The organism is Streptomyces sp. NPDC004667, assembly GCF_040609475.1.
Classification (GTDB): domain Bacteria; phylum Actinomycetota; class Actinomycetes; order Streptomycetales; family Streptomycetaceae; genus Streptomyces.
The window spans coordinates 1-22500 of sequence record NZ_JBEXKC010000098.1 but is presented as its reverse complement, the minus strand read 5'-3'; the positions used below and the strand labels follow the sequence as shown (position 1 = coordinate 22500).

At 72.8% G+C, this 22500-nt stretch carries 22 protein-coding genes; 10 read left to right on the top strand and 12 right to left on the bottom strand.

Annotation, left to right across the window (positions count from 1 at the left end; translation table 11 throughout):
• Positions 1–636 precede the first annotated feature (636 nt).
• Complete coding sequence (locus ABZW32_RS34055) at positions 637–1635, top strand: ScbA/BarX family gamma-butyrolactone biosynthesis protein (protein ID WP_356223675.1); 999 nt, start codon at positions 637–639, stop codon at positions 1633–1635.
• 11 nt (positions 1636–1646) lie between these two features.
• Here the strand turns inward: ABZW32_RS34055 and ABZW32_RS34050 are convergent, their stop codons facing one another.
• Complete coding sequence (locus ABZW32_RS34050; protein ID WP_356223673.1) at positions 1647–2495, bottom strand: NAD(P)H-binding protein; 849 nt, start codon at positions 2493–2495, stop codon at positions 1647–1649.
• A gap of 142 nt (positions 2496–2637) precedes the next feature.
• Here ABZW32_RS34050 and ABZW32_RS34045 point away from each other — a divergent pair, with 142 nt between their 5' ends.
• Positions 2638–3312: a ScbR family autoregulator-binding transcription factor gene (locus ABZW32_RS34045; protein WP_356223670.1), complete on the top strand. Its 675-nt coding sequence runs from the start codon at positions 2638–2640 to the stop codon at positions 3310–3312.
• On the opposite strand, the gene ABZW32_RS34040 is transcribed toward ABZW32_RS34045, so the two are convergent.
• A complete protein-coding gene (locus ABZW32_RS34040; protein WP_356223668.1) occupies positions 3252–4802 on the bottom strand; it encodes an FAD-dependent monooxygenase in 1551 nt (516 codons plus the stop codon). The genes ABZW32_RS34045 and ABZW32_RS34040 overlap by 61 nt on opposite strands.
• Positions 4803–4885: 83 nt before the next feature.
• Here ABZW32_RS34040 and ABZW32_RS34035 point away from each other — a divergent pair, with 83 nt between their 5' ends.
• A complete protein-coding gene (locus ABZW32_RS34035; protein WP_356223666.1) occupies positions 4886–5359 on the top strand; it encodes a GNAT family N-acetyltransferase in 474 nt (157 codons plus the stop codon).
• Between the two features lie 13 nt (positions 5360–5372).
• On the opposite strand, the gene ABZW32_RS34030 is transcribed toward ABZW32_RS34035, so the two are convergent.
• Together ABZW32_RS34030 and ABZW32_RS34025 are read right to left on the bottom strand one after the other, a co-directional pair.
• Entirely contained in the window at positions 5373–6365 is a 993-nt protein-coding gene (locus ABZW32_RS34030; protein WP_356223664.1) for an AraC family transcriptional regulator, read from the bottom strand.
• A gap of 29 nt (positions 6366–6394) precedes the next feature.
• Positions 6395–7252 (bottom strand): NAD(P)H-binding protein, encoded by an 858-nt coding sequence (locus ABZW32_RS34025; RefSeq protein ID WP_356223661.1) that lies wholly within the window; start codon positions 7250–7252, stop codon positions 6395–6397.
• Positions 7253–7410: 158 nt separating this feature from the next.
• Between ABZW32_RS34025 and ABZW32_RS34020 the strand changes: the two genes are divergently transcribed.
• Positions 7411–7914, top strand: a complete 504-nt coding sequence (locus tag ABZW32_RS34020) for an FBP domain-containing protein (RefSeq protein WP_356223658.1) — start codon at positions 7411–7413, stop codon at positions 7912–7914.
• 31 nt (positions 7915–7945) lie between these two features.
• Positions 7946–8491: a flavoprotein gene (locus ABZW32_RS34015; protein WP_356223656.1), complete on the top strand. Its 546-nt coding sequence runs from the start codon at positions 7946–7948 to the stop codon at positions 8489–8491.
• Between the two features lie 18 nt (positions 8492–8509).
• On the opposite strand, the gene ABZW32_RS34010 is transcribed toward ABZW32_RS34015, so the two are convergent.
• The 8 genes from ABZW32_RS34010 to ABZW32_RS33975 all read right to left on the bottom strand — a co-directional run bounded on the left by ABZW32_RS34010 (position 8510) and on the right by ABZW32_RS33975 (position 17139).
• Entirely contained in the window at positions 8510–9016 is a 507-nt protein-coding gene (locus ABZW32_RS34010) for a DinB family protein (RefSeq protein WP_356223653.1), read from the bottom strand.
• 42 nt (positions 9017–9058) lie between these two features.
• Positions 9059–10243 carry an epoxide hydrolase family protein gene (locus ABZW32_RS34005; RefSeq protein ID WP_356223650.1) on the bottom strand — a complete coding sequence of 395 codons (1185 nt, stop codon included), beginning with the start codon at positions 10241–10243 and terminating at the stop codon, positions 9059–9061.
• A gap of 63 nt (positions 10244–10306) precedes the next feature.
• Complete coding sequence (locus ABZW32_RS34000) at positions 10307–11128, bottom strand: AfsR/SARP family transcriptional regulator (protein ID WP_356223647.1); 822 nt, start codon at positions 11126–11128, stop codon at positions 10307–10309.
• A 307-nt stretch (positions 11129–11435) separates the two neighbouring features.
• Complete coding sequence (locus tag ABZW32_RS33995; protein ID WP_356223644.1) at positions 11436–12176, bottom strand: ScbR family autoregulator-binding transcription factor; 741 nt, start codon at positions 12174–12176, stop codon at positions 11436–11438.
• A gap of 46 nt (positions 12177–12222) precedes the next feature.
• Positions 12223–13095, bottom strand: a complete 873-nt coding sequence (locus ABZW32_RS33990) for an AfsR/SARP family transcriptional regulator (RefSeq protein ID WP_356223642.1) — start codon at positions 13093–13095, stop codon at positions 12223–12225.
• Between the two features lie 238 nt (positions 13096–13333).
• Positions 13334–13936: a ScbR family autoregulator-binding transcription factor gene (locus ABZW32_RS33985; RefSeq protein ID WP_356223640.1), complete on the bottom strand. Its 603-nt coding sequence runs from the start codon at positions 13934–13936 to the stop codon at positions 13334–13336.
• Positions 13937–14319: 383 nt separating this feature from the next.
• Entirely contained in the window at positions 14320–15573 is a 1254-nt protein-coding gene (locus ABZW32_RS33980; RefSeq protein WP_356223637.1) for a cation:proton antiporter, read from the bottom strand.
• Between the two features lie 801 nt (positions 15574–16374).
• Positions 16375–17139 (bottom strand): TetR/AcrR family transcriptional regulator C-terminal domain-containing protein, encoded by a 765-nt coding sequence (locus ABZW32_RS33975; protein ID WP_356223634.1) that lies wholly within the window; start codon positions 17137–17139, stop codon positions 16375–16377.
• 91 nt (positions 17140–17230) lie between these two features.
• Here ABZW32_RS33975 and ABZW32_RS33970 point away from each other — a divergent pair, with 91 nt between their 5' ends.
• The 5 genes from ABZW32_RS33970 to ABZW32_RS33950 all read left to right on the top strand — a co-directional run.
• Positions 17231–18445 (top strand): FAD-dependent monooxygenase, encoded by a 1215-nt coding sequence (locus ABZW32_RS33970; RefSeq protein ID WP_356223631.1) that lies wholly within the window; start codon positions 17231–17233, stop codon positions 18443–18445.
• Between the two features lie 271 nt (positions 18446–18716).
• Positions 18717–19391 carry a ScbR family autoregulator-binding transcription factor gene (locus ABZW32_RS33965; protein WP_356223629.1) on the top strand — a complete coding sequence of 225 codons (675 nt, stop codon included), beginning with the start codon at positions 18717–18719 and terminating at the stop codon, positions 19389–19391.
• 224 nt (positions 19392–19615) lie between these two features.
• Positions 19616–20875 carry a ParA family protein gene (locus tag ABZW32_RS33960; protein WP_356223627.1) on the top strand — a complete coding sequence of 420 codons (1260 nt, stop codon included), beginning with the start codon at positions 19616–19618 and terminating at the stop codon, positions 20873–20875.
• On the top strand, positions 20872–21780 hold the full coding sequence (locus tag ABZW32_RS33955; RefSeq protein WP_356223624.1) for a ParB/RepB/Spo0J family partition protein: 909 nt from the start codon (positions 20872–20874) through the stop codon (positions 21778–21780). Before ABZW32_RS33960 ends, ABZW32_RS33955 begins: the two co-directional genes overlap by 4 nt.
• Positions 21781–21964: 184 nt before the next feature.
• A partial coding sequence (locus ABZW32_RS33950; protein ID WP_356223621.1) for a helix-turn-helix transcriptional regulator occupies positions 21965–22500 on the top strand: 536 nt, incomplete at its 3' end.

Sequence of the window (22500 nt, the reverse complement as noted above, 5' to 3'; positions counted from 1 at the left end):
CGCTGCGCCGTAGCGCCCCCCTGACGGCCGGTGGCCTGATCGGCGGCGGGCGGGCTCCGCCGCACGACCCCGCGCGGCAGCGGCACATACAGGAATCTTCACGTGGGCAAACGGTGAACGGAACCCATCGGGCGGCGCACCCCGCCCGCACCCCACCCTCCGGCCGCACCGCGCCGCCCGCGTCGGCGGCGCATCGCCCCCGGAACCCGCGCACCACCCGTGTACTGCGGGGGTCCGCGTACGGAGGTGCCCGCGAGCCACCCGCCCCGACCCCCCGCCGGCCCCACGGGGAGCGACGGGCCCGCGAGGGGCGGGGAGCCCGCCCCCCGTCCACGCGCAAACCGGCGCCCCCTATGCGAATCGGCCATTCTTCGCCCCCGGGGGTTCACCGGACGTCCGACAACCGGTCCACGCGCCCCGAGGGGCCCCCTTGAGATGCTTCAGTGCGAGTGGCGAAGACGCGACGCCCGATGAGGGGTGGCGGCACGGACGCCAGGGGGAGGTGCGAGTTGCCGGACTCTCACATTCCGTATTTTTCATGGCCAAGGGTCGCGATCCCTCTGGATAAAAAACCGGTTGGTATATATTTTTCTCGCAGTCACACCTGTAACCGGCCAGCGCTGCCTAGGGGGAACCATGAGCGCGAGCACGTTTCAAGTCGAGCGCACAGCGGGCTACGAACCGGCGTGGCGGACGGCCGCCCCTCCGCTCGGACAACGAGGTAACCGCTTCACCTCGCTCACCTCCACCGTCCCGAAGGAATTAGTGCACCGAGCCTCGGTCGCCGAAGTCCTTCTCACCGACTGGGAACGCGTCGACGACAGCCGATTCGCCGTCAACGCGCAGTGGCCCCGCTCCCACAGCTTCTTCACGCCCATCGCGGGCACCTACCACGACCCACTCATGTGCGTCGAAACGATTCGGCAGATCGGCAGCCTGTTGGGCCACGCCGAATTCGGGGTCCCTTTCGGCCAGCACTTCCTGCTGTGGGACCTCAGCGTCACCGTCGTCCCCGAACACCTCCAGGTCAGCAGGACCCCCGCCTCCCTCGACATCGACGTCAGCTGCACCGAGGCGAGACGGCGCAACGGTGACCTGGCCGGCCTGAACTACGAGGCCGTGGTCCACCGTGCCGGCCACGTCGTCGCGACGGGACGCGTCGCCTACACCTGCACCACTCCCGCCGTGTACCGGCGCATACGCCCGCCGCACACCCTGCTGCCCGGCCACAAGCCGTTGCCCCTGACCGCTCCCGTCGCACCGCAGAGCGTGGGACGGATCTCGCCCACCGACGTGGTCCTGTCCCCCACCGCCACGCCGGACCGCTGGCAGCTGCGGGTGGACTCCCTCCATCCCATCCTCTTCGACCACCCGGTGGACCACGTTCCGGGCATGGTGCTGCTGGAGGCCGCCCGGCAGGCCGCGTCGGCCGCCCTGGGCCGCTCCTCCCTCCTGCCGCTCAACATCTCCGGCGACTTCAAGCGCTACGCCGAACTCGACGTGCCCTGCTTCATCGAGGCCGAGCGCCTGCACGACGGCGCGCCCGGAGGGGAGGAGACGGTGGTCGTGACGGGCCACCAGGACGGCCACCTCGTCTTCGGTTCCACCGTGACGGCGGCCCCGTACATCGGCTGACGGGTCACCCCTCAGTGCGGCCCGAAGGCCGCCAGGTGCTCCCCCGCCCACTGCCGGAACGAACGGGCCGGCCTGCCCAGCACGTCCTGAACCGTACTCCCCACCCCGGCCTTGGCCCCGGCACGCTGCCGCTCGGCGCTCTGCAGCAGTGCCTCCGCCACGGCCGCCGGGTACCGCGCCCCCCACACCGCGCGGGCCTGCTCCGGATCCCACTCCTCGAACCGCAACGGACGGCCCAACAGGCCGGACAGCTGGGCCGTCTGCTCAACCGCCGAGAGCGGCTCGGGTCCGGTCAGGGTGTGTGCGCGCCCGGTGTGCCCCGGCTCGCCGAACGCGCGCACGGCCACCTCCGCGATGTCTCCCGGATCGACGCACGCGTTCGGCGCCGTCCCGTACAGGCCCCGCACGACACCCTCCGCACGTACCGGACCCGCCCAGGAGAGGGCGTTGGACATGAAGGAACGCGGGCGCAGCAGCGTCCACTCCATCCCCGATCCCTTCAGGACCTCCTCGTTGTCCCGCTGCCAGCGGGTGATGAGGTCATCGGCCCGGCCGTCCTCGACGGCGGCCGCGGAAAGCTTCACCACGTGCCGTACCCCGGCCGAGCGCGCGGCCGCCAGGAACCGCGCGTCGTCGTCGCGGCCGACGCGGCTGGTCACCAGGAAGGCGGTGTCCACCCCCCGCACGGCCCGGGCGAGCGAGGCCGGGTCGTCGTAGTCCCCGCGGACGGCCTCGACCGTCGCCGACCCGGCCACGACACGTTCCGGTTGCCTCGCCATGGCCCTGACAGCCGGGCCGGAACCGATGCGGCGCAGCACCTCCCGTCCCACCGTGCCGGTGGCCCCCGTCACGAGAATCATGGTGCTTCCTTCCGGTCATGTACGCGCCGTCCGGCGCGTACGGGGTTGGCGTGGGAGTTACCCGCTGTAAGATACGTACGGGACGGACGGTTTGCATCAGGGCTTCCGACGCTCCGAGAATCCTGTGAAGGAAGGAGCCACAGTGGCTGAGCAAATTCGAGCCATCCGCACACGCCAGGCGATCCTCGGCGCGGCGGCCAAGATCTTCGAGGAACGCGGCTACCAGGCGGCCACCATCTCCGAGATCCTTTCGGAGGCGGGAGTGACCAAGGGAGCCCTGTACTTCCACTTCCAGTCCAAGGAGGACCTGGCCTTCGGCGTGCTCAACGCGCAGAACCAGAGCCTCGTCATCCCCGACCGCGCGATCAAGATGCAGGGCATCGTGGACATCGTCATGCTGCACACCCACCGCCTGCAGACGGACCCGATGGTCCGCGCGGGCGTGCGGCTGACGATGGACCAGCTGGCCCAGGGCCTCGACCGCAGCGGACCCTTCCTCGCCTGGGCCGTGCCGATGCGCGAGGGCCTGGAGAGGGCCCAGAGCCAGGGCGAACTGCTCCCCCAGATCGATCCGGCCGAGACCGCCGACGTCATCGTCGGCACCTACGCCGGCATCCAGTCCATGTCGCAGGCCCTCACCGAGTACGAGGACCTCGTGATCAGGGTCACCGCGCTCATGCGCCACCTGCTGCCGAGCATCGTGCAGTCCTCGGTCCTCACCTCCCTGCACCTCGGTGAGAACCGCGGGGCCGAGGTCTACGCCGAGGCCGTCCGGGCCATGGAGATCTCGCAGGCCCGCGAAGACCTCGCCAGCTGATCCGCGCCGCCGACGGCCGCGCGCACCCGCGGCCCGAAGTACCAGGACAGGGCGTCGGCCAGCGGGCCGCCGTCCTGTGACCAGGCGATGTGGCCGTCGGGACGCACCAGCAGCGCCTCGTACGGCATCGCGGGGGTCCGCGAAGCGCGCACCGTACGCAGGGTGTCCGACCACGGAAGCGCCTCCTCCCCGTAGCGGTCGGCCCGCTCGCCGAAGAGGAGCAGGAGCGGGCTCCCCTCCCGCAGGAGCCCGATCAGGTCCGTCTCCCCCGCCCGCGTGACGATCCGCGCGTTCGGCGGGAACCGCCCTTCGGCCCCGCAGGGCCGGCCCGTGTGGGCGGGCAGCACCGTCCCCTGGCCACTGATCATGTCGCTGAGCCGCGCGGTGTCCCGGTCCGCGGTCAGGAGCCCGGTGAACACCTCGCGCAGCGCGTCGACTTCGGCCCCCTGCCGCATCAGCGCGAGCTGGGCCCGCGTGTTGTCGACGACCCCGCGCGCCGCCGGCCCGCGTTCGAGGTCGTAGGTGTCCAGCAGGCCCGCACCCGCCGTGCCGCGCACCGCGAGGGCCAGTTTCCAGCCGAGGTTGAGGGCGTCGAGGACCCCCGTGCTCAGCCCCTGGCCGCCGATGGGGAAGTGCAGGTGCGCCGCGTCGCCCACCAGGAAGACGCGGTCCGCGCGGAAGGTGCGGGCCAGGCGCGTGAAGTCGCTGAACCGGCTGATCCACCGGGCCCCCTCCATCGCGACCTCGCGCCCGGCGATCCGGGACACCTCGCGCTGGAGCTCCTGCGGCGACGGCGGCGTCTTTCGGCCCTCGTGGGCGCCGGAGCAGTCGACGGTACGGATGTGCGTTTCGCCCGCGGGCGTCCGCTTGGAGACGATCCAGCCGCGCGGGGTCCGCAGCCACCCCTGTTCCAGGTCGCCGGGGTCCCGCAGCCGTGCCAGGCCCACCAGGGCGGACACCGTGGCGGGAGTGGCGTCGGAGTCGATGCCCGCCAGGTCGCGGACCGTGCTGCGGGCCCCGTCCGCCCCGACGACGTAGGCGGCGGAACAGCCGGCCGTCCCCTCCGGCCCCTCGACGGTGAGCCGCACGGCGCCGTCCCGTCGCGTGAGACCGGTGACCCGGTGCTCCCGCAGTACCCGCGCACCCGCCGCCAGCGCCCGCGCCTCGAACCACCGCTCCAGCTCGGCCTGCGGGCGCTTGAGGATCGGCTCCGGCTCGGTCTCGGGCACGGTGATGACGAGTTCGTGGATGCCGGCGAAGTGGAAACGGCCCGCGGCCGTACCCGCGGACGCCGGTGCCACGTCCGGCGGGAGGTGCCCGCGCCGGGCCAGGCTCTGTACCGCGCGGGCGTGGAGGGTGGTGGCCTTGGGCCGCTCGCTGACCTCCGCCCGCACCTCCAGTACCAGCGTGTCGACCCCGTACCCGGCCAGCTCGGCCGCGACCAGCAGGCCGACCGGACCTCCGCCGACGACCACCACCTCAGCGCGCACGCCGTCCCCTCTCCCTCATCCGGCGAGGAGAAAATATACCGGCTGCCCCGTTCTTTTCAATGACGGAACAGTAGGATCTCCGCATGATCAGCTCTTCGCTCCGTCTGGTGCCGGTCACCGGAGCCAACTTCGATGCCGTGTGCGCCGTGCGGGTGCACCCGGGCCAGGAACACCTCGTCTCCCCCGTCCAGAAGTCGCTGGCCGAGGCCTACGTCCACGGGGACACCGCCTGGCCGCGCGCCCTGGTCGACGGCGACGAGGTCGTCGGCTTCGTCATGGCCTTCCTCGACATCGTCTGGGACCCGGCGAAGGACCCGGAGCACCGCCGTTCCGGCCTGTGGCGCCTGAACATCGCGGCCGGCCACCAGGGCAAGGGGTACGGCACCTTCGCGGTGGGGGCGGTCCTCGAAGAACTCCGCCGGCGCGGCACCGGGCGGGCGTACGTCACCTGGGACACCGGCGAGGGCACCCCCGAGCCCTTCTACGCGGGCCTCGGCTTCCGCCGCACCGGCGAGCTCAGCGGCGACCAGCCCGTCGGCGTACTGGACCTGGTGTAGCGGCCGGGATCCGTCAGGTCAGCACCACCGTGGCCGAAGTCCCCGCGGGCACCGGCGAGGTGCCCGCGCGGAACTCCTGCGGGCTGACCCCGCGCACCCGCTTGAAGGCCGTCGACAGCGCGAACGCGCTCCCGTAGCCGACCCGGCGGGCCACCGTCGCCACCGTGGCCTCCGGCTCGCGCAGCAGGTCGGCGGCGAGGGCGAGCCGCCAGCCCGTCAGGTACGCGACGGGCGGCTCCCCGACGAGCGCGGTGAACCGGCGGGCCAGCACGGCCCGCGACACCCCCGCCCGCCGGGCGAGTTCCGCCACGGTCCAGCCGTGCGCGGGGTCCTCGTGCAGCAGCCGCAGTGCGACCCCGACGACCGGATCGCCCTGCGCCCGGTGCCAGGCCGGCGCCCCCGAGCCGGGAGCGGCGAGCCACGCCCGCAGCACGCCGATCAGCAACAGGTCCAACAGCCGGTCCAGCACCAGCTCCTGGCCGGGCTCGTCACGGGCCGTCTCGGAGGCCAGCAGCCCGATCAGGGTGGCGTCGGCCGCCCCGGCCGGGCGGACCAGCACCGTCGGGAGCGTGCCCAGCAACCGCCGCCCGACCTCGCTCGGTGCCTGGTAGGTACCGCTCAGCAGCACCGCCGCCCCCGGCTCCGCCCGGGCGTCGCCCCAGGTCCGCACGCCCTGCGCCAGGGCGTCCGTGAGGTCCTCGCCCGTCTCCGTGCTGCACCGCTGGTCCGGCCCCACCACGATCTGCCCGGTGGCGGCGGCGGGGGTGTCCGGGCTGTCGGCGAGCCCGTACGGCGCGGGCCCCCGTACCACCGCCACGTCGCCGGGACCGATCGGGACGGGCTCGCCGTCCTCGGGCAGCAGCCAGGCCGCCCCGCTCACCAGGGCGATCACCGACAGCGGAGCGCGGTCCTCCACCCGCAGGAACCAGGGCGGGTTCAGGACGGACTTGAGGATGAAGGCTCCGCGGGCCTTGGGCCCGTCCAGCAGGCCGGTCAGCGTGTCCATGCCCCCATCCTCCCTCCCCGCCGCGCCGCTCAGACGTCCCAGACCCCGTTCGCCGCCACCTCGCGGGCGTACTCGGCGAAGTCCTTCGCCTCCCGCCCCAGCACCTCGCGCACCCCGTCGACCAGATGCGCGTTGCGCCCGTCCAGGATCACGGTGAACAGCTCCACGAGCTCCTCGGGCAGACCGTTCTCGCGCAGCACCGCCCGGTACTCCTCCGTCGAGACGGGCACGTACGCGATCTCGCGTCCGGTCGCCTTCGACAGCTCGTCCGCCACGTCGGCGAGGGAGAGCAGGCGCGGTCCGGACACCTCGTAGGTCCGGCCGACGTGCCGGTCGCCGGTGAGCGCGGCCACCACCACGTCGGCGATGTCCCCGGCGTCGACGAAGGGTTCGACGGCGTCGGCGACCGGCAGGGCGATCTGCCCCGCCCGTACGGAGTCCAGGAAGAAGCTCTCGTCGAAGTTCTGGTCGAACCAGCTGGCCCGGACGACGGTCCACTCGGCGCCCGGCACCTTCAGCCGCTCCTCGCAGAGCTCGGCGGACTCCTCGCCGCGACCGGACAGCAGCACCAGCCTGCGGGCCCCCGCGGCCACCGCCGCCGAGGCCAGGGCGCCGATCAGATCGGGGGCACCGGGCACGGAGAGGTCGGGCTGGAAGGTCACGTACACCCGGTCCACCCCCTCCAGCGCGGCCGCCCACCCGGCGGGCTCGTCCCAGTCGAAGGCCGGCTCCCCCCTGCGCGACCCGACCCGTACCGCGTCCCCCCGGTCCCGCAGCCGCTCCACGACCCGCCGCCCGGTCTTGCCGTGCCCCCCGATCACCAGGGTCAGCACCGGACGTCCCGCGTCCTCGTTCACGTTCACGTTCATGTTCTCGTTCGTCGTCATGCACCCCAGTCAACCGCCGCCCGCCGAGACGGAACATGGCCCAGAAGCTCACCTCCATGTGCGAGCGTCTCACCGCAAACGCGTCGACAGCGACCCCGGCCCGCCCCCGCGCAAACCCGGGTGCGCGGCCCCCACACCGGGTATTAGGGTCGACCCCCGTGGAACCGCTCAGTGAGATACAGATCCGCTCATCCTTCGTGAACTGCACCAAGGGCGAGGCCGCACGGCTGCGCCTGCCGCTGGACTTCGCCGAACTGCCCTGGCAGGACCTCGACTTCCTCGGCTGGGTCGACCCCGGCGCACCGCTGCGGGCCCACCTCGTGCTGCCCCGGGAGGGGGGTCCGGTCGGGATCTCCCTGCGCGTGCCCTCCGTGGGCCGCACCAGCGCCCTCAAGTCCAGCCTCTGCCAGATCTGCCTGACGGGCCACGCCTCCTCCGGGGTCACCCTGCTGGCCGCGCCCCTCGCGGGCGCCCGCGGCCGCGAGGGCAACACCGTCGGCACCTACATCTGCGCCGACCTCGCCTGCTCCCTGTACGTACGCGGCAAGCGCCTGCCGAAGCTGCGCACCACGCGGTACGAGGAGTCGCTGACCGTGGACGAGCGCCTCGCGCGGATGCGGGGGAACCTCGACGCCTTCACTTCCAAGATCACCGCGGGCTGAACCGGCGCGCGGAATGTGATCACATGACCGTATGACGAGGACTCTCTACCTGCTCTGCGCCGCCGCCCCGCCCGTGTTCGACGTGGCCCACGTGATCGAGGACGCCCAGGCACGCGGCTGGAACGTGTGCCTGGGCCTGACCCCGGCGGCGGCGCAATGGGTGTCCGGGAGCCTCGACGGTCTCGCCGCGCTGACCGGAAACCCGGTGCGCTGGCAGTACAAGATGCCCGGGGATCCCGACGTGTGGCCGCCCGCGGACGCCCTGCTGTTCGCCCCCGCCACCTTCAACTCGGTCAACGCGTGGGCCCTCGGCCTCACCGACCGCGTCGTCGTCGGCATCGCCGCCGAGGCCCTCGGCAAGGGCACCCCGGTCGTCGCCGTACCGTGCCTGAACGCCGCCCTCGCCGCGCACCCGCAGTTCGAGCAGTCCCTGACGGTCCTGCGCGGCGCGGGAGCCGAACTGCTCTACGGCGAGGGCGGTTTCGTCCCCGGCCCGGCCGGCCCCGACGCCCCGCCGCACTTCCCGTGGCAGGCCGCGCTCGACGCCGTGGACCGGACCGGCACCGACCGGGTCTGATCCGCCGCGGGCCGGCCGCTACTCCCCCGTGACCCCGTCGATCGCCTCGCGCAACAGGTCGGCGTGCCCGTTGTGCCGGGCGTACTCCTCGATCATGTGGGCCATGACGTAGCGCAGGGAGTACGGCTGGTCCCCGTGGAACCCCGGCACGTCGAGGGAGGCCGCGGCCTCCACCACGGCCCGCGACCGCGCGCAGGTCTCCTCCCAGATCGCGAAGGACTCCGCCGGATCCGCGTCCTCCACGTGGAACTCGGTCCACTCACCGGCCTCGTTCCGGGGGAAGTACCCGCGCACGTCCTCGCCGCCCACCACGTTGCGGAACCAGCCGCGTTCGACCTCGGCCAGGTGCCGCACCAGCCCGAGCAGGCTCAGCCCGGACGGCGCGACGGCCCGGCGCCGCAGCTGCTCGTCGGTGAGGCCCGCGCACTTCATCATCAGGGTGTCGCGCTGGCGCTGCAGGAGGCTGATGAGTGTGGCGCGTTCGTCGCCGTCCAGGACGGCCGGGGTCCGCTGTTCGTCGTTCATCGTCGGATGATCACACCTGAGCCGCTCCTTGCCCGGACGTTTTCACATGCCGGACGCGCCACGGTCCCGGAAGAAGCTCCTGATGTCCCCCACCAGCAGCTCCGGCACCTCCATCGCGGGGAAGTGGCCGCCCCGGTCGTACGAGGTCCAGCGCACGACGGCATCGGTGCGCGCGGCGACGTGCCGCAGCGGGATGAAGTTGTCCCGGGGGAAGTCCGCGAGGGCGGTCGGGGTGGCCGACACCTCGGGCGGCTGCCCGTGGTAGTCGGCGTGCGCCCGCTCCCAGTAGATCCGGGCGGCGGAACCGGCGGTGCCGGTCAGCCAGTACAGCATCACGTTGGTCAGCATCTGGTCCCGGTCCACCGGGCAGCGCGGGTCCGCCCACTCCGTGAACTTCTCCCCGATCCAGGCGAGCAGTCCGGTGGGCGAGTCGTTCAGCGCGTACGCGAGGGTCTGCGGCCGGGTCGCCTGGATGTCGGCGTAGCCCTGCCGTTCCCGCGCCCAGACGCGGTACCGCTCCCAGGAGGCCCACGTCCGCTCCCGCTCGGCGGGGCTCAGCGCGGCGAGTTCGGCTTCCGTCGGCTCGGCGGTGGCCCCCGCCCCGGGCAGCAGGTTCAGGTGGACGCCGCACACCCGACCGGGCAGCAGCCGGCCCAGTTCCCGCGAGACGGCCGCGCCCCAGTCCCCGCCCTGGACCCCGTACGTCCCGTACCCGAGCCGCTCCATCAGCACCCCGAAGGCCCGCGCGACCCGCTTGAACTCCCAGCCGGGCGAGTCCGTCGGCCCGGACGGGCCGAAGCCGGGGATGCTCGGCAGCACGAGGTGGAAGGCGTCGGCCGGGTCCCCGCCGTGCGCCCGCGGATCCGTCAACGGGCCCGCGACCTTCTGGAACTCCACGAACGAGCCGGGCCAGCCGTGCGTCATCAGCAGGGGCGTGGCGTGCGGCTCGGGCGAGCGGACGTGCGCGAAGTGCACCCGCGCGCCGTCGATGACGGTGGTGAACTGCGGCCATTCGTTCAGGCGCGCCTCGGCAGCCCGCCAGTCGTACTCCTCGCGCCAGTAGCGCACGAGCTCGCGCATCTCGGCCGGCGGTATCCCGTAGGCCCACCCGGCGCCGTCGATCCCGTCGGGCCACCGCACCCGGCGCAGCCGCGCGTCGAGGTCGTCGAGTTCCGCCTGCGCCACGTCCAGCCGGAACGGCGTCAGTCCCTCACCGAGATCGTCCATCCCCCCACCCTGCCAGCCCGCCCGGCGCGTCCGGGTGACGGGGTGCGGCGACCCCGCCGGGAGTCAGGCCGCGTAGAGGTCGAAGGTCGAGCCGCGCTTGGGGCCCGCCGCCACGTCCAGGGCCGGATCGACCGTCAGCATCGCCTGGTGCAGGCGCTGCAACTGCGGCGACGGTTCGACGCCCAGGTCGCCGATCAGCCGCTGCCGCAGGCGCCGGTACACGTCCAGCGCCGTCGCCTGCCGCCCGGACCGGTACAGGGCCACCATCAGCTGGGAGTGCAGACCCTCGTGCTGGGGCTGTCGCGCGGTCAGCTCGGTCAGTTCGGCGAGGAGTTCGGTGTGCCGCCCGAGCCGCAGGTCGACGTCGATGCGCCGCTCCACCGCGACCAGCCGGCTCGCCTCCAGCCGCAGCACCTCGATCTCCAGGACCGGTCCCACCCGTACGTCGACCAGCGCAGGCCCCCGCCACAGGGCGAGTCCCTCGCGCAGCAGGTCCGCCGCGGCACGGTCGTCCCCGGCCTCGAAGGCGCTCTGCCCCCGGCCCACGAGGCTCTCGTAGGCGTTCACGTCGACGGACTCCGGGGGCACCTGGAGCAGGTAGCCGCCGTGCCGGGTCGTGAGGACCTCCTTGGCGCCGCCGGGCCGGCCCGGCCCCATCGCGGTGCCCAGCCTGCGGCGCAGTTGCAGGATGTACGTCTGGAGGGTGGTCAGGGCGCTGGCGGGCAGGTCCTGGCCCCAGATCTCCTCCATGAGGGTCGGTACGGGCATCACCCGCCCGGGGTGCAGCGCGAGGAGGGCCAGGATCTGCCGCGGCTTGGCCGCCGTCGGCACGATCGAGTCCCCGTCGACCTCGGCACTCAACGGACCCAGGATCCGGATCTTCACGGTCTCCCCCTTCGTGGTTCCTCGCATCGCCCGATACCGCCGGGCTCCGGCCGGAGCCCGCTTCCCACACTCCGTGCGGGTCCGCCCGCACGGCACGGCCCCCGGCGGACCCGCAAGACCCACCGGACCCGCAAGACCTGTCACACCCGCAAGACCCGCAAGACCTGTCACACCCGCAAGACCCGCAAGACCTGTCACACCCGCAAGACCCGCAAGACCTGTCAGACGCGCAGGACCCGTAGGACCCAGGCCCCGTGGGACCCGTGGGACCCGTAGGACCCAGGCCCCGTCAGACCCGTAGGACCCGTCAGACCCCGCTGCCGAGGAACTCGTAGGCGCGCGCCCCGGCGCGCTCTGGCACCTCGCGGGCGTCCGTCCGGTACTCGCCCGTCCGCGCCCTTCCCACCAGGCTCGGCAGCAACAGCCCCCACAGGGCGGCCACCTTGCGGCGCAGCTCCCCGTAGGACAGCCCGGTTCCCGACAGCACCTCGATGCCGCAGACGGCCGCCGCCACCAGTGCCTCGGCGCTCTCCCACCGCTCGGCGGGCGAGGGCCCGGCGCCCTCGGCACCGTCGTCACCGGTCCCGTCGTCACCGGTCCCGCCGGCCGGTCCGCCGAGGGGCAGTTCCCCGGTGTCCCGCGCCAGCCGCAACAGGTCGGACACCGTCGCCAGCCACGCGCCCTGGAAGTCCTGCTGCGCCGAATGGTGCCCGCCGCACTCCTTGGTGATCCTGAAACTCGCCGGGATCGCCGGTTCCTCGTGCAGCGTCCGCGCCAGCCAGTGGGTCGCGTCGATCAGCGCCTGCAGGGGTGATGCGCCGCTCTCGTTCAGCCCGCGCACCGCCTCGCGCAGCAGACGGCAGCCCCGCCGCTGCACGGCGTCCGCGAGCTCGTCCTTCGAGGCGAAGTGGAAGTACAGCGCTCCCTTCGTCACCCCGGCCGCGCCCGCGATCTCGCCGAGCGTCGCGTTGGCATATCCGCTGCGGTGGAACAACTCGGCCCCGGCGAAGACCAACCGCCTACGGGTCCGCTCCGACCTCTCCTGCACCGCTCCGTCTCCCTTCCGCTCCGCCCCGCCCCGCTCCGGTGCCGACTCAGGCGCGTACGAGCCGGTCCGTCCGCAGGCCGGTCCCGGCCACCGCGCCCACCGCCGTGGCCATCCCCGTCGTCTTGCCCGGGCTCACGCTCTCCGGGCCCGCCATCAGGATCGACCGCTGCAACCGGCGCAGCGCGGTGGACGGCTCCAGGCCCAGGTCCCGTACGAGCGTGGCCCGCAGCCGCTGGTACACGTCGAGCGCCTCGCCGCGCCGCCCCGAGCGGTGCAGGGCGATCATGAACTGCCCGTGCAGGTTCTCGTGCGTGCGGTACCGGCTCACCAACACCGTCAGCTCCGCCAGCAGTTCCCGGTGGCGCCCCAACTTCAGGTCGGCCTCGATGCGCTGGTCGAGGGCGCACAGCCGGATCTCGTCCAGCCGCCGCGTCTCCATGTCGAGCTGCACGCCGCCGTGCACGTCGGCGAAGGCGGGTCCGGACCACAGGGCGAGCGCCTCGCGCAGCCGCTGGGCGGCGACCGGGAAGTCCCCGGCGTCCATGGCCCGGTAGCCCAGTGCCGCCAGCCGGTCGAACTCCCGCACGTCGCTGGTACCGCCACCGCTGTTGAGCAGGTAGCCGCCGGGAAGCGTGACGAGCACGTCCTTCGCCGTCCGTGACCCGTCGCCCTGTCCCTCGCCCTCCTCCAGAGCGGTCGCGATCAGCGCGCGCAGCTGGAGGACGTACGTCTGCAGCGTCGTACGGGCGCTGCGCGGCGGTACCGCCCCCCACAGTTCCTCGATCAGCGCCGACACCGGCACGACCTGGTCGGCATGGAGGGCCAGGAGGGCCAGGACCTGGCGGGGCTTGGGGGCGGTCGGCGTGATGGAGATTCCGTTCTCCCGCACGGCGAGTGCGCCCAGTACATCGATGTCCACGTCGTACTCCCCTGTCCTTGGATGAGTCGCAAGAGTCAGTAGAAAACAGGCCGGACGGTTTGTCAATACCAAACCGGCCATGCTGTTTTCGACCCGGCAAGGTCGTGGCGTCATATGAAGATTCTTGTCTGACCTGCACTTTTGCATGCAGTGCACACATGTGTGACAGCTCGGAAGGCTTCGGCCGCCTCGCAACAGGGGTCATATAACACCCATTGGAGCTCAAAAATCAAACCATTCAGTCTGTTTCTTGGGGTCCGGTCGCGATACCCGGCAGGACGACCGACCAGATCCGGGTGAGGGCGTGCGGCAGGTCGGCCCCTTCGGCGTCCGCCGCGCCCAGCACCTCCAGCCCGGCCGTCACGGCCACCACCAGGCGGGCGGCGTCCCGGGCGGGCACCCCGTCCGCCAGCAGCCCGGCCCGCGCCGCCGCCGCGAAAGACCCCTCGACCCAGAGCCGCCACTGCCCGCGCAGGTCCACCCGGCTGCGGTGGGCGACGTCCGCCCCGAGCGCGAATCCGGCCCGTACGAGCACGTCCCCGACGAGCAGCCGCTGCAGCGCGTACGTGGAGTCGACCAGCGCCCCCAGCGGATCGCCGGCCCGTCCCGCCCCGCCCCCCGCACGGGTGATCGCCCGCACCGCCTCCGCGGCCCGCCCCTCGACGGCCCGCGCGAGGGCGGTCTTGCCGTCGAAGTGGAAGTTCAGCGCGCCGGTGCTCACTCCGGCCCGTTCGCTGATCGCGGCGATCGAGGCGGCGACGAAGCCCTGCTCGGCGAACACCTCCGCGGCCGCGCGCACCAGAGATTCCCGCGTGCGTGCCGCACGCTGCTGCTTGACCATGGGGGGCTCCACACGCCGCATTCACCGCATCCGCGGTTCGCCCCGAGAGACAGGGGTTCGAGATCGTCGCGGCAACGGTGGGCGCCGCCACCGGAGGCCGGGCGGACTCCCACCGGAGACCACCGCGCGCCCGCGACCGGCCCCCGCCCCGGTACGGCCTTTTCCGGACACCGACAACACCCGACGACAGCGCAGGCCCACCGCCCCGCCCCGCCGGGCCTGCCACCGCACCGGCTGTGAACAGCGGATACGCCCCCCGGCCGCCCGGCCCGCCGGCCCTTCCGGGGGACCTGAACAAGCCCACTACGAAACGCCTGGTCCCCGACGCCCGCAACACCCGCAACACCCGTCCTCCCGCGCCGCCGGCCCCCCGGACCCGGCGTTCACCCCGACGGCCCGGGGCCGGCCCCCCGTACGCGGAACTCCGCGCTCCGCGCGCGCAGTGCCCTCACCACCGGTCCCGTCATCGCCGTGGTCACCAGGGCCATCAGCACCAGGACCGTGAACAGCTCGACGCCGATCACCCCCAGACCTAGCCCGATGTCGAGCACCACCAGCTCCGTCACCCCGCGGCAGTTCATCAGCGCCCCCAGCAGCACGGCCTCCTCCCGGTTCCGCCCGGCCAACAGCGCCGCGCCCGTCGCCCCGCCCCACTTCGCCACGACGGCCACCGCCGGCACGACCGCCGCCCACAGCCAGACCCCACCGCCCGCCAAGGCCCCCACATCGGTGCGCAGCCCGCTGCCCACGAAGAACAACGGCAGCAGCAGCGGCACCGCGAACTCCCGTATCCGTTCCGCCGCCCGCTCGACCGCCTTCACCCCGCGCGGCACCACCGCCCCGAAGACGAAGGCCCCGAACAGCGCGTGGACCCCGAGGACGTCGGTCGTGTACGCCGCCAGGCAGAGCCCGCCGAACAGCCCGGCCAGTACCCCGCCGTCACCACCGGCCCCGCACGACCGCCGCCCCACGACCCGGGCCAGCAAGGGCCGCACGCCCCACCACATCCCCGCCACGAACGCCCCGGCCGCCAGGGCCCGTCCCGACCCGGCCCCCGCCCCGCCGCCCCCCGCCACGGCCACCACCACCGCGAGCAGGCACCAGGCGACCACGTCCACCACCGCCGCGCAGGCCATCGCCAGCGCCCCCACCGGCGTCCCGTACAAGCCCTGCTCGGTGAGGATCCGGGCCAGCACCGGAAAGGCGGTCACGCTCAGCGCCACCGCCACGAACAGCACGAACTCCGCCCGCCCCACCCCCTCCGGCGCGAAGGACCCGTACAGCCCGAGGGCCAGCAGTGCCCCGAGCGCCCAAGGCACCCACACACCCGCCTGACTCACCAGAACCACCACGCGCCCCTGCCCCCGCAGCAGCCCGAGATCCAGCTCCAGCCCCACCAGGAACATGAAGGCGACCAGCCCGAGGTCCCCCAGCACCCCCAGATACGGCAGGACATCCCCCGGCAGGAGCCACCTCTGCCCCTGCGGCCACACCCACCCCAGCAACGAGGGCCCGAGCACGATGCCCACGGCGATCTCCCCGACCACCGCCGGCTGCCCGACCCGGCGCGCCCCGGCACCACCCACCCCGCACGCGAGCACCACCACCGCCACGGCGACCATCACGTCACCCGCCACAGCCCCTCACTGCCCGGCTCCCCCCGCCGAAAACAACCCGGCCCACGACTTCGGAAGGTCGTCACCGTTCGGCCGCCCCACGCCTCCACGGAGAACCGGCCCTCGCGCGCACAACCCCCACGTACCCGCCGGGGCCCTCCGGCCCGGGGCCCGCACCGCCCCCGCCGACGCATCCCGCACCGCGACGGCAAACGGCGTCACGCCAAAAAACAGGATGCCGACGAAGACCACCCACGTCCCATCCCCCCACCCGGGTCACGGCCCCGGGGCGGACACACCGTCGGTCACCCCGGCCCACGCACCACTGCCCAACCTCGCCACACTCCGGGCGGTAAAGGGCCTCCCCGGCCTACGGACGGCACCTCACCGTCCAACACCTTTCGCGGCCCCGTCCCACACCGAAGCGGCCCGCCCCCGTCAGCCGTCACCGTCCACGACCCAGGCGCCCCCGCCCCCATCCACGCGCTCGCCCCATCCGAATCCTCTGCCACCCCGGCACGGACCAGCGGGAAGGACCCCGCCGATCAGCCGGTTCCCCACCCCACGTACCCCCGCACACGACAGCACCGCCCCTCCCCGACCCGACGGGCGTCCCCCGTACCGCCGCCTCGTGACCGCCGCTGCGGTCCTCCCGGACCATGGCCCGTCCAGAGCCACCCCGCACCGCACCGCGCACCGCGCACCCCGCACCGCGCACCGGTTCCGCCGAAGCACCCGCCCCTCCACCCTCCCTCCGCACGCCCCGGCCCTCCGGCCGATGCCCTGGCCGGGCCCCGCGGACGGACGACCCCACGACAGCGCTCAGGCCCCGCTCCCCCGCGCGGCCACCAGCAGTCCGATCCCGTCGAGGATCCGCTCCAGCCCGAAGTCCAGCGCCTGGTCCTGTCCACCCTCCCGCGCGACCGACGCCAGCGCGGCCCCCAGCGCCGGGAAGTCGGCCCCCCGCAGCCGCATCACCTCCCCCAGCACCGCCCCGAGTTCCACGTCCGGCCCGCCCCCGGCAGCGCCCCCCGATCCCCCGGCCGCCACCGCCCGCTCCTGCTCCGCGATCCCCCGGACGTGCCCGGCCACCAGTACCACCGCGTCCATCGACTCGGCCCCGGTCAGCCCGCACCCCTCCAACGCCGCGAGCGCACGCTCCAGCCACCCCACCTCCCGCGGCCCCACGGCCCGCGCCCCCACCGTCGCCCGGAGCAGCCACGGATGCGCCCGGAACGCGGCGAGCAACTCCCGCGCCCACGCTCCCAGCCGCTCCCGCCAACCGCTCCCGGCCCGCTCCAGCGCGGCGTCGAGTTCCGCCGCCGGATCCGGCATCGCCGCCTCCGCCATCAGCGCGACCAGTTCCGCCTTGCCCGGCACGTACCGGTAGAGCGCCATCTTGGTGACCGCCAGCTCCGCGGCCACCCGCTGCATCGACACCCCGCCCAGGCCCTCCGCGTCGGCGATCCCGACACCCGCCCCCGCGATCCCCTCCAGCGTGAGCCCGCGCCGGGGTCCCCGGGCCGGCGGCCCCGGCGGCGGCCCCCACAGCAACCGCACCGCCGGGCCCCACTGTTCGTCCGCCATCGGATCCCCTTGCACTCGCACCAAAACTGCGTCTACCGTACACAAAGCAAAAAAGTATCCACCAGACACAATTAATGACCCTGGAGCCCCCGTGCCCACCTCCACCCCCACCGTCCTCATCTCCGGCGCGAGCATCGCCGGCCCGGCCCTCGCCCACTGGCTCGGCCGCCACGGATTCCGCCCCACCGTCGTCGAACTCGCCCCCGCACCGCGCCCCGGCGGCCGGGCCGTCGACTTCCGCGGCGAGACCCACCTCACCGTCCTGGAGCGCATGGGGATCCTCGACGAGCTGCGCCGCGCTCAGACCGGCGGCACCACCATGACCTTCGTCGATGCCGACGACCGCGAACTCCTCCACCTCCCCGCCTCGTTCGCGGGCGGCGACATCGAGGTGCTGCGCGGCGACCTCGCCCACATCCTGTACACCTCCTCCCTGCCCACCACCGAGTACGTCTTCGGCGACTCCGTCACCGGCCTCAGGGAAACCCCCACCGGCGTGGACGTCACCTTCCGCCACGCCCCGCCCCGCACCTTCGACCTGGTCATCGGCGCCGACGGCCTGCACTCCACCGTCCGCCGCCTCGCCTTCGGCCCGGAGCACCGGTACGTCCGCCACCTCGGCTACTACGCCGCCACCTGGAGCCTCCCCCTCGACCCGCCCCTGCCCCCCGTCACCACGAAGACCCCCCAGACCTCCCCCCACACCTGCGCCACGATCGGCCTCAACACCCCCGGCCGCCTCGCCGGCATCGGCACCTCTCCCGCGGACCCCACCCGGGCGCACGCGTTCTTCCTCTTCGCCTCCCCGGAACTGCGGTACGACCGCAGCGACCCCCTGCCCCAGAAGGCCCTCGTCAAGGAGGCCTTCCACGGCCTCCCCTGGCGGGTGCCCCACCTCCTCGACTCCCTCGACGCCGCCGAAGACCTCTACTTCGACTCCATCAGCCGCGCCGACGTCGGCTCCTGGTCCACCACCGGCGGGCGGATCGCCCTCGTGGGCGACGCCGCGTGCGGCGCGACGATCGGCGGCATGGGCACCGGCACGGCCCTCGTCGGCGCCTACGTCCTCGCGACCGAACTGGCCCGTTCGCCCGAGGACCCCCGCTCCGCCCTCACCCGCTACGAGTCCCTCGTACGCCCCTACGCCGAGCGGTGCCAGAAGGGCGGCGACCGCACGGGCCCCTTCCTGGCACCCGCCACCACCTTCGGCCTACGGGTGCGCAACACGCTGCTCAGCCGGCGCCGCTGCCTGGAGTGGATGCTCCGACAGGGACGGAGGGCCACCCACCTTCCCCTCCCGTCTTAACGCCGTTAACGCCCAGACCATTAACGGCGTTAACACCCACCCCCCTCCGCGGCGTTAACGGCGTTAACGCCGTTAACGCTTCCGACGCACCCCCACCACCACCCCGTCCCACCAAAAAGTAACAGCGCAAACCGCCCTACAACCCATCAAAAACCCTCCCCATACTCCCTTAAACGTACTGGTCGACTGGTTTCCTTCCACCGAAGCCCACTAGGTTGATCATGTACCGCCGGACGGATCCGGCGTCCGAAGAGGAGAGGCAGAGGCAGACGTGGCAAGGGTCAGGCAAGAACGGGCCGAGATCACCCGACAGGCGATCCTCGACGGTGCGGCCATCGCCTTCGACCGCTCCGGCTTCGGCGGCACCAGCCTCAGCGACGTGGTCAAACACGCCGGAGTCACCAAGGGGGCCCTCTACTTCCACTTCCCGTCCAAGGAAGCCCTCGCCCGCACCCTGATGGACGAGCAGTTCAAGGTGTCCCAGGACGTTCCGGTCATCGAGGACCCGGGCCTCCAGACGGTCATCGACCTGACCCACCAGATGGCGGCCGGGCTGCGCTCCAACGTCCGCATCCGCGCCGGGATCCGCCTGGTCATCGAGTTCGGCTCGTTCACGCACCCCGACCCGTCCCCGTACGACGCCTGGATCGACACCTGCGTCCACTGCCTCACGCCGGCCCGGGACCGCGGTGACGTCATGCCCTCGCACGACATACGGGACCTGTCGACCTTCCTCATCGGTTCGTTCACCGGAATCCAGGTCACCTCGCACGTCCGCACCGGCCGCGAGGACCTGCACGCCCGGGTCGTGGACCTGTGGAACTACCTCCTCCCGGGCATCGTGCCCGCCCGGCGGATGCACCTCTTCGACCCGTCGGGCTCCCACGCCTGCCGCACCGAACTCGGCCTGACCAGCACTCCGGCCACCCCGACCGCGACTGACTGACGACCGACCGACCAACCAACCCACCAACCGGACGACCGCCCCCAGGGCGGCCCCGCACACGCCGTGGCGATCCACGGGGGTGCTCGCTACGGCGTGTGCGGGGCCGCCCTGTCGCGCGTCCGGACCCTCCCGAACCCCTCCCCGCCGCCATCCCCACCCATTTCGTTAGCAAAACCCAAGCGTGGCGCCCACATGCACCCCAGAACGTTAGTAAAGTCCCTCTCATGACTTCGCCCTCGTCCCCGAGCGACCGAGAGAAGGTCGTCTCCAAGCTCCCCCCGTGGCTCCGCCAGGAGTTGAAGATCCGCACCGCTCAACTGCGGGTCGACATCCAGGACGCCGTCCACCAGGGCATCGCCCACTGGAGCGGCCTCGCCTCCGCCCCCTCCCCCGTCGACACCGCGGGCGCCGAATCGTTCTCCACCTGGCTGCCCGCCGGCCAGTGGGAGTCCTTCCGCACCGACTCCAAGGACCGCGGCGTCTCCCTCATCCAGGGCCTCGCCCAGGCGGTGCACCTCTGGCTGGAGTTGAACCCGGCCCCCACCGTCAAGCGGCCCTCCGTCGTCCGCCGCATCGTCGTGTGCAACCAGAAGGGCGGCGTCGGCAAGACCGCCATCACCGCCGGCACCGCGGAGGCCCTCGCGGAGGACCCCTCCTCCCTCCACCCCGTCCGCATCGCGCGCCAACTGGCCCGCCTGACCCCGGCCGAGGAGAACGAACACCCCCACGCGCCGGTCACCCCGCTGGACCTCGAAGACCTTCCGGGGCTCGGCATGCGCGTCCTGCTCGTCGACTTCGACCCGCAGGGCCACCTCACCAAGCAGCTCGGCCAGCAGCCCCTGCCCATCGGCGGCGACAGCCTCACCTGCCACATGGCGAGCGAGGCCAAGGGGCCGCTCTCCGACCTGATCGTCCCCGTCCCGGACGACCGCTTCGGCGACCGCCTCCACCTCCTCCCCGCCTGCACGGACGCCTTCCTCCTCGACGTCCGCCTCTCCACGGTCCGCGCCCGCGAGGCCGCCCTCGAACGCGCCCTCGCCCCCGTCGAGTCCGACTACGACGTCATCCTCATCGACTGCCCGCCCAGCCTCGGCCTCAGCATGGACGCGGCCATCTACTACGGCCGCCGCCGCGACACCGAGCAGCCAGGCGCCTCCGGCGCGCTGATCGTCGTACAGGCCGAGGACTCCTCGGCCGACGCGTACGACCTCCTCACGTCCCAGATCAACGACCTGCGCGACGACCTCAGCCTCGACATCGACTACCTCGGCCTCGTCGTGAACCTCTACGACGGCCGCCGCGGCTACATCGCCACATCCTCCCTCCAGGCCTGGATGGACATAAAGGATCCGCGGGTCGTGGCGATCGTCCCCGACCTCAAGGAACAGCGCGAAGCGGTACGGGTGAAGCAGCCGCTCTTCGTCTACGCACCGAAGGGCGACCAGGCCGTGGCCCTGCGCGCCCTCGCGAGGGAGATCTCATGAGCAAGGCCGACAAGCTCGGGGTATCGGCTTCCTTCGCGCGGGCCCAGCCCGTCGGCGTCAGCTCCCGGCGCACCGCCATCGCCGAGGCCACGGGCGCCCCCACCTCCGGGGTCGTTCCCCCGTCCGAGGTGCCCATCGACGCCCTCGCCCACAATCCCTTCAACCTCCGCGAGGACCTCACGGACCTGGCGGAGCTGGCCGAGTCCCTGACCGTACGGGGGCAGCTCCAGCCCCTGGCCGTCGCGACCCGGATGGCCTTCATGGAGGCACACCCCGGGGCCACCGACGGCCTGGGCCGCGCTCCGTACGTGGTCATCGACGGCAACCGGCGCCTCGCCGCAGCCCACCTGGCGGGCCTGAAGACCATCCAGATCCACGTCAACGACTCCCTGTCGGCGTCGGCCGCGGACATCCTCGAATCGGCGCTCATCGCCAACGTCCACCGGGTCGACGTGGCCCCCATGGACCAGGCACGCGCCCTCCAGGAGCTGGTCGACGTCCACGGGTCCCAGGCGCAGGTCGCCAAGCGGATCGGGAAGACGGCGGCCTGGGTCTCCCAGCGGCTGACCCTGCTCAACCTGACGCCCACCCTCCAGGAGAAGGTGGAGACGGGCGAGCTGAAGGTCGAACCGGCCCGCCGCATCGGCCGCCTCCCCCAGGAGGAACAGGCCGCCGCCGCCGACGAGAGCCTGAGCGCGGTCAACCCCCCGCGCCAGCGCACCCGCCCGGCACCCGCCACCAACCCACCCCGGACGCCGTCCGCCTCCCCGTCCCCCTCCCCCGCACCGGCCCCCCGCATCACGATCTCCACCCACTCCCCGGAGACCATCGCGGACGCCCTGACCGCCCACCTCACCCCGGACGACCTGAAGGCCGTCACCGAACTCCTGCTGACCCGCATCTGACCGGGCACCCAGGAAGCCACGGACCGACGAACGCCGGGGGCGCTGACGGCACCGGAACCGTCAGCACCCCCGCGTCCGGACCGTTAACGGCGTTAACGCCGTTAACGCCCCACGTGCGGTTCGCGTGCGTTCGGCGGTGCGCTTCACATAGGCTGCAGTCGTATAGCAGCTGCTGGAGGCACCCATGAGCGAGACGAACGAGCAGGCCACCCTCTTCGCGGCGGTCGACGCCCTGCTCGAAGAAGCAGCCGCCCAGGACGGGCTCCCCGAACCCGACGAACGCAAGCGCCTGCGCGAGGCCGCAGGCCTCAGCCAGGACCAGATCGCCAAGGCGCTCTCCGTCCGCCGCGAAACCGTCACCTCCTGGGAAACGGGCCGGACCGCCCCCCGCCCTCCCAAGCGAGCCGCCTACGCCCGCCTCCTGGAAGGCCTGGCCTCCCTCCACCCGGTCAACGGCATTAACGCCGTTAACGCCACCCCGGTCTCCCCCACCGAGCAGCAGACCCTCAACACGGTCGACACCGCACCCACCCCCCCACCCCCTGCCACCGTTAACGCCGTTAACGCCGTTACCCCCCCGAGCCGGCCACTCGACACCCCCGCACCCCACCCCCCCACCCCACCGAACCCCCTCGACGGTGTTTTCGCCGTTAACGCCGACACCCCCCCAACCCACCCCCCCACCGTTAACGCCGTTAACGCCGTTGCCCACCCCACACC

What these genes read in the sequence shown, in the direction of transcription:
- ABZW32_RS34055 (WP_356223675.1), top strand. Translation starts at nt 637, where the DNA reads ATGAGCGCGAGCACGTTTCAAGTCGAGCGCACAGCGGGCTACGAACCG.
- ABZW32_RS34050 (WP_356223673.1), bottom strand. Translation starts at nt 2,495, where the DNA reads ATGATTCTCGTGACGGGGGCCACCGGCACGGTGGGACGGGAGGTGCTG.
- ABZW32_RS34035 (WP_356223666.1), top strand. Translation starts at nt 4,886, where the DNA reads ATGATCAGCTCTTCGCTCCGTCTGGTGCCGGTCACCGGAGCCAACTTC.
- ABZW32_RS34030 (WP_356223664.1), bottom strand. Translation starts at nt 6,365, where the DNA reads ATGGACACGCTGACCGGCCTGCTGGACGGGCCCAAGGCCCGCGGAGCC.
- ABZW32_RS34025 (WP_356223661.1), bottom strand. Translation starts at nt 7,252, where the DNA reads ATGACGACGAACGAGAACATGAACGTGAACGTGAACGAGGACGCGGGA.
- ABZW32_RS34015 (WP_356223656.1), top strand. Translation starts at nt 7,946, where the DNA reads ATGACGAGGACTCTCTACCTGCTCTGCGCCGCCGCCCCGCCCGTGTTC.
- ABZW32_RS34010 (WP_356223653.1), bottom strand. Translation starts at nt 9,016, where the DNA reads ATGAACGACGAACAGCGGACCCCGGCCGTCCTGGACGGCGACGAACGC.
- ABZW32_RS34005 (WP_356223650.1), bottom strand. Translation starts at nt 10,243, where the DNA reads ATGGACGATCTCGGTGAGGGACTGACGCCGTTCCGGCTGGACGTGGCG.
- ABZW32_RS33985 (WP_356223640.1), bottom strand. Translation starts at nt 13,936, where the DNA reads ATGGTCAAGCAGCAGCGTGCGGCACGCACGCGGGAATCTCTGGTGCGC.
- ABZW32_RS33975 (WP_356223634.1), bottom strand. Translation starts at nt 17,139, where the DNA reads ATGGCGGACGAACAGTGGGGCCCGGCGGTGCGGTTGCTGTGGGGGCCG.
- ABZW32_RS33960 (WP_356223627.1), top strand. Translation starts at nt 19,616, where the DNA reads ATGACTTCGCCCTCGTCCCCGAGCGACCGAGAGAAGGTCGTCTCCAAG.
- ABZW32_RS33955 (WP_356223624.1), top strand. Translation starts at nt 20,872, where the DNA reads ATGAGCAAGGCCGACAAGCTCGGGGTATCGGCTTCCTTCGCGCGGGCC.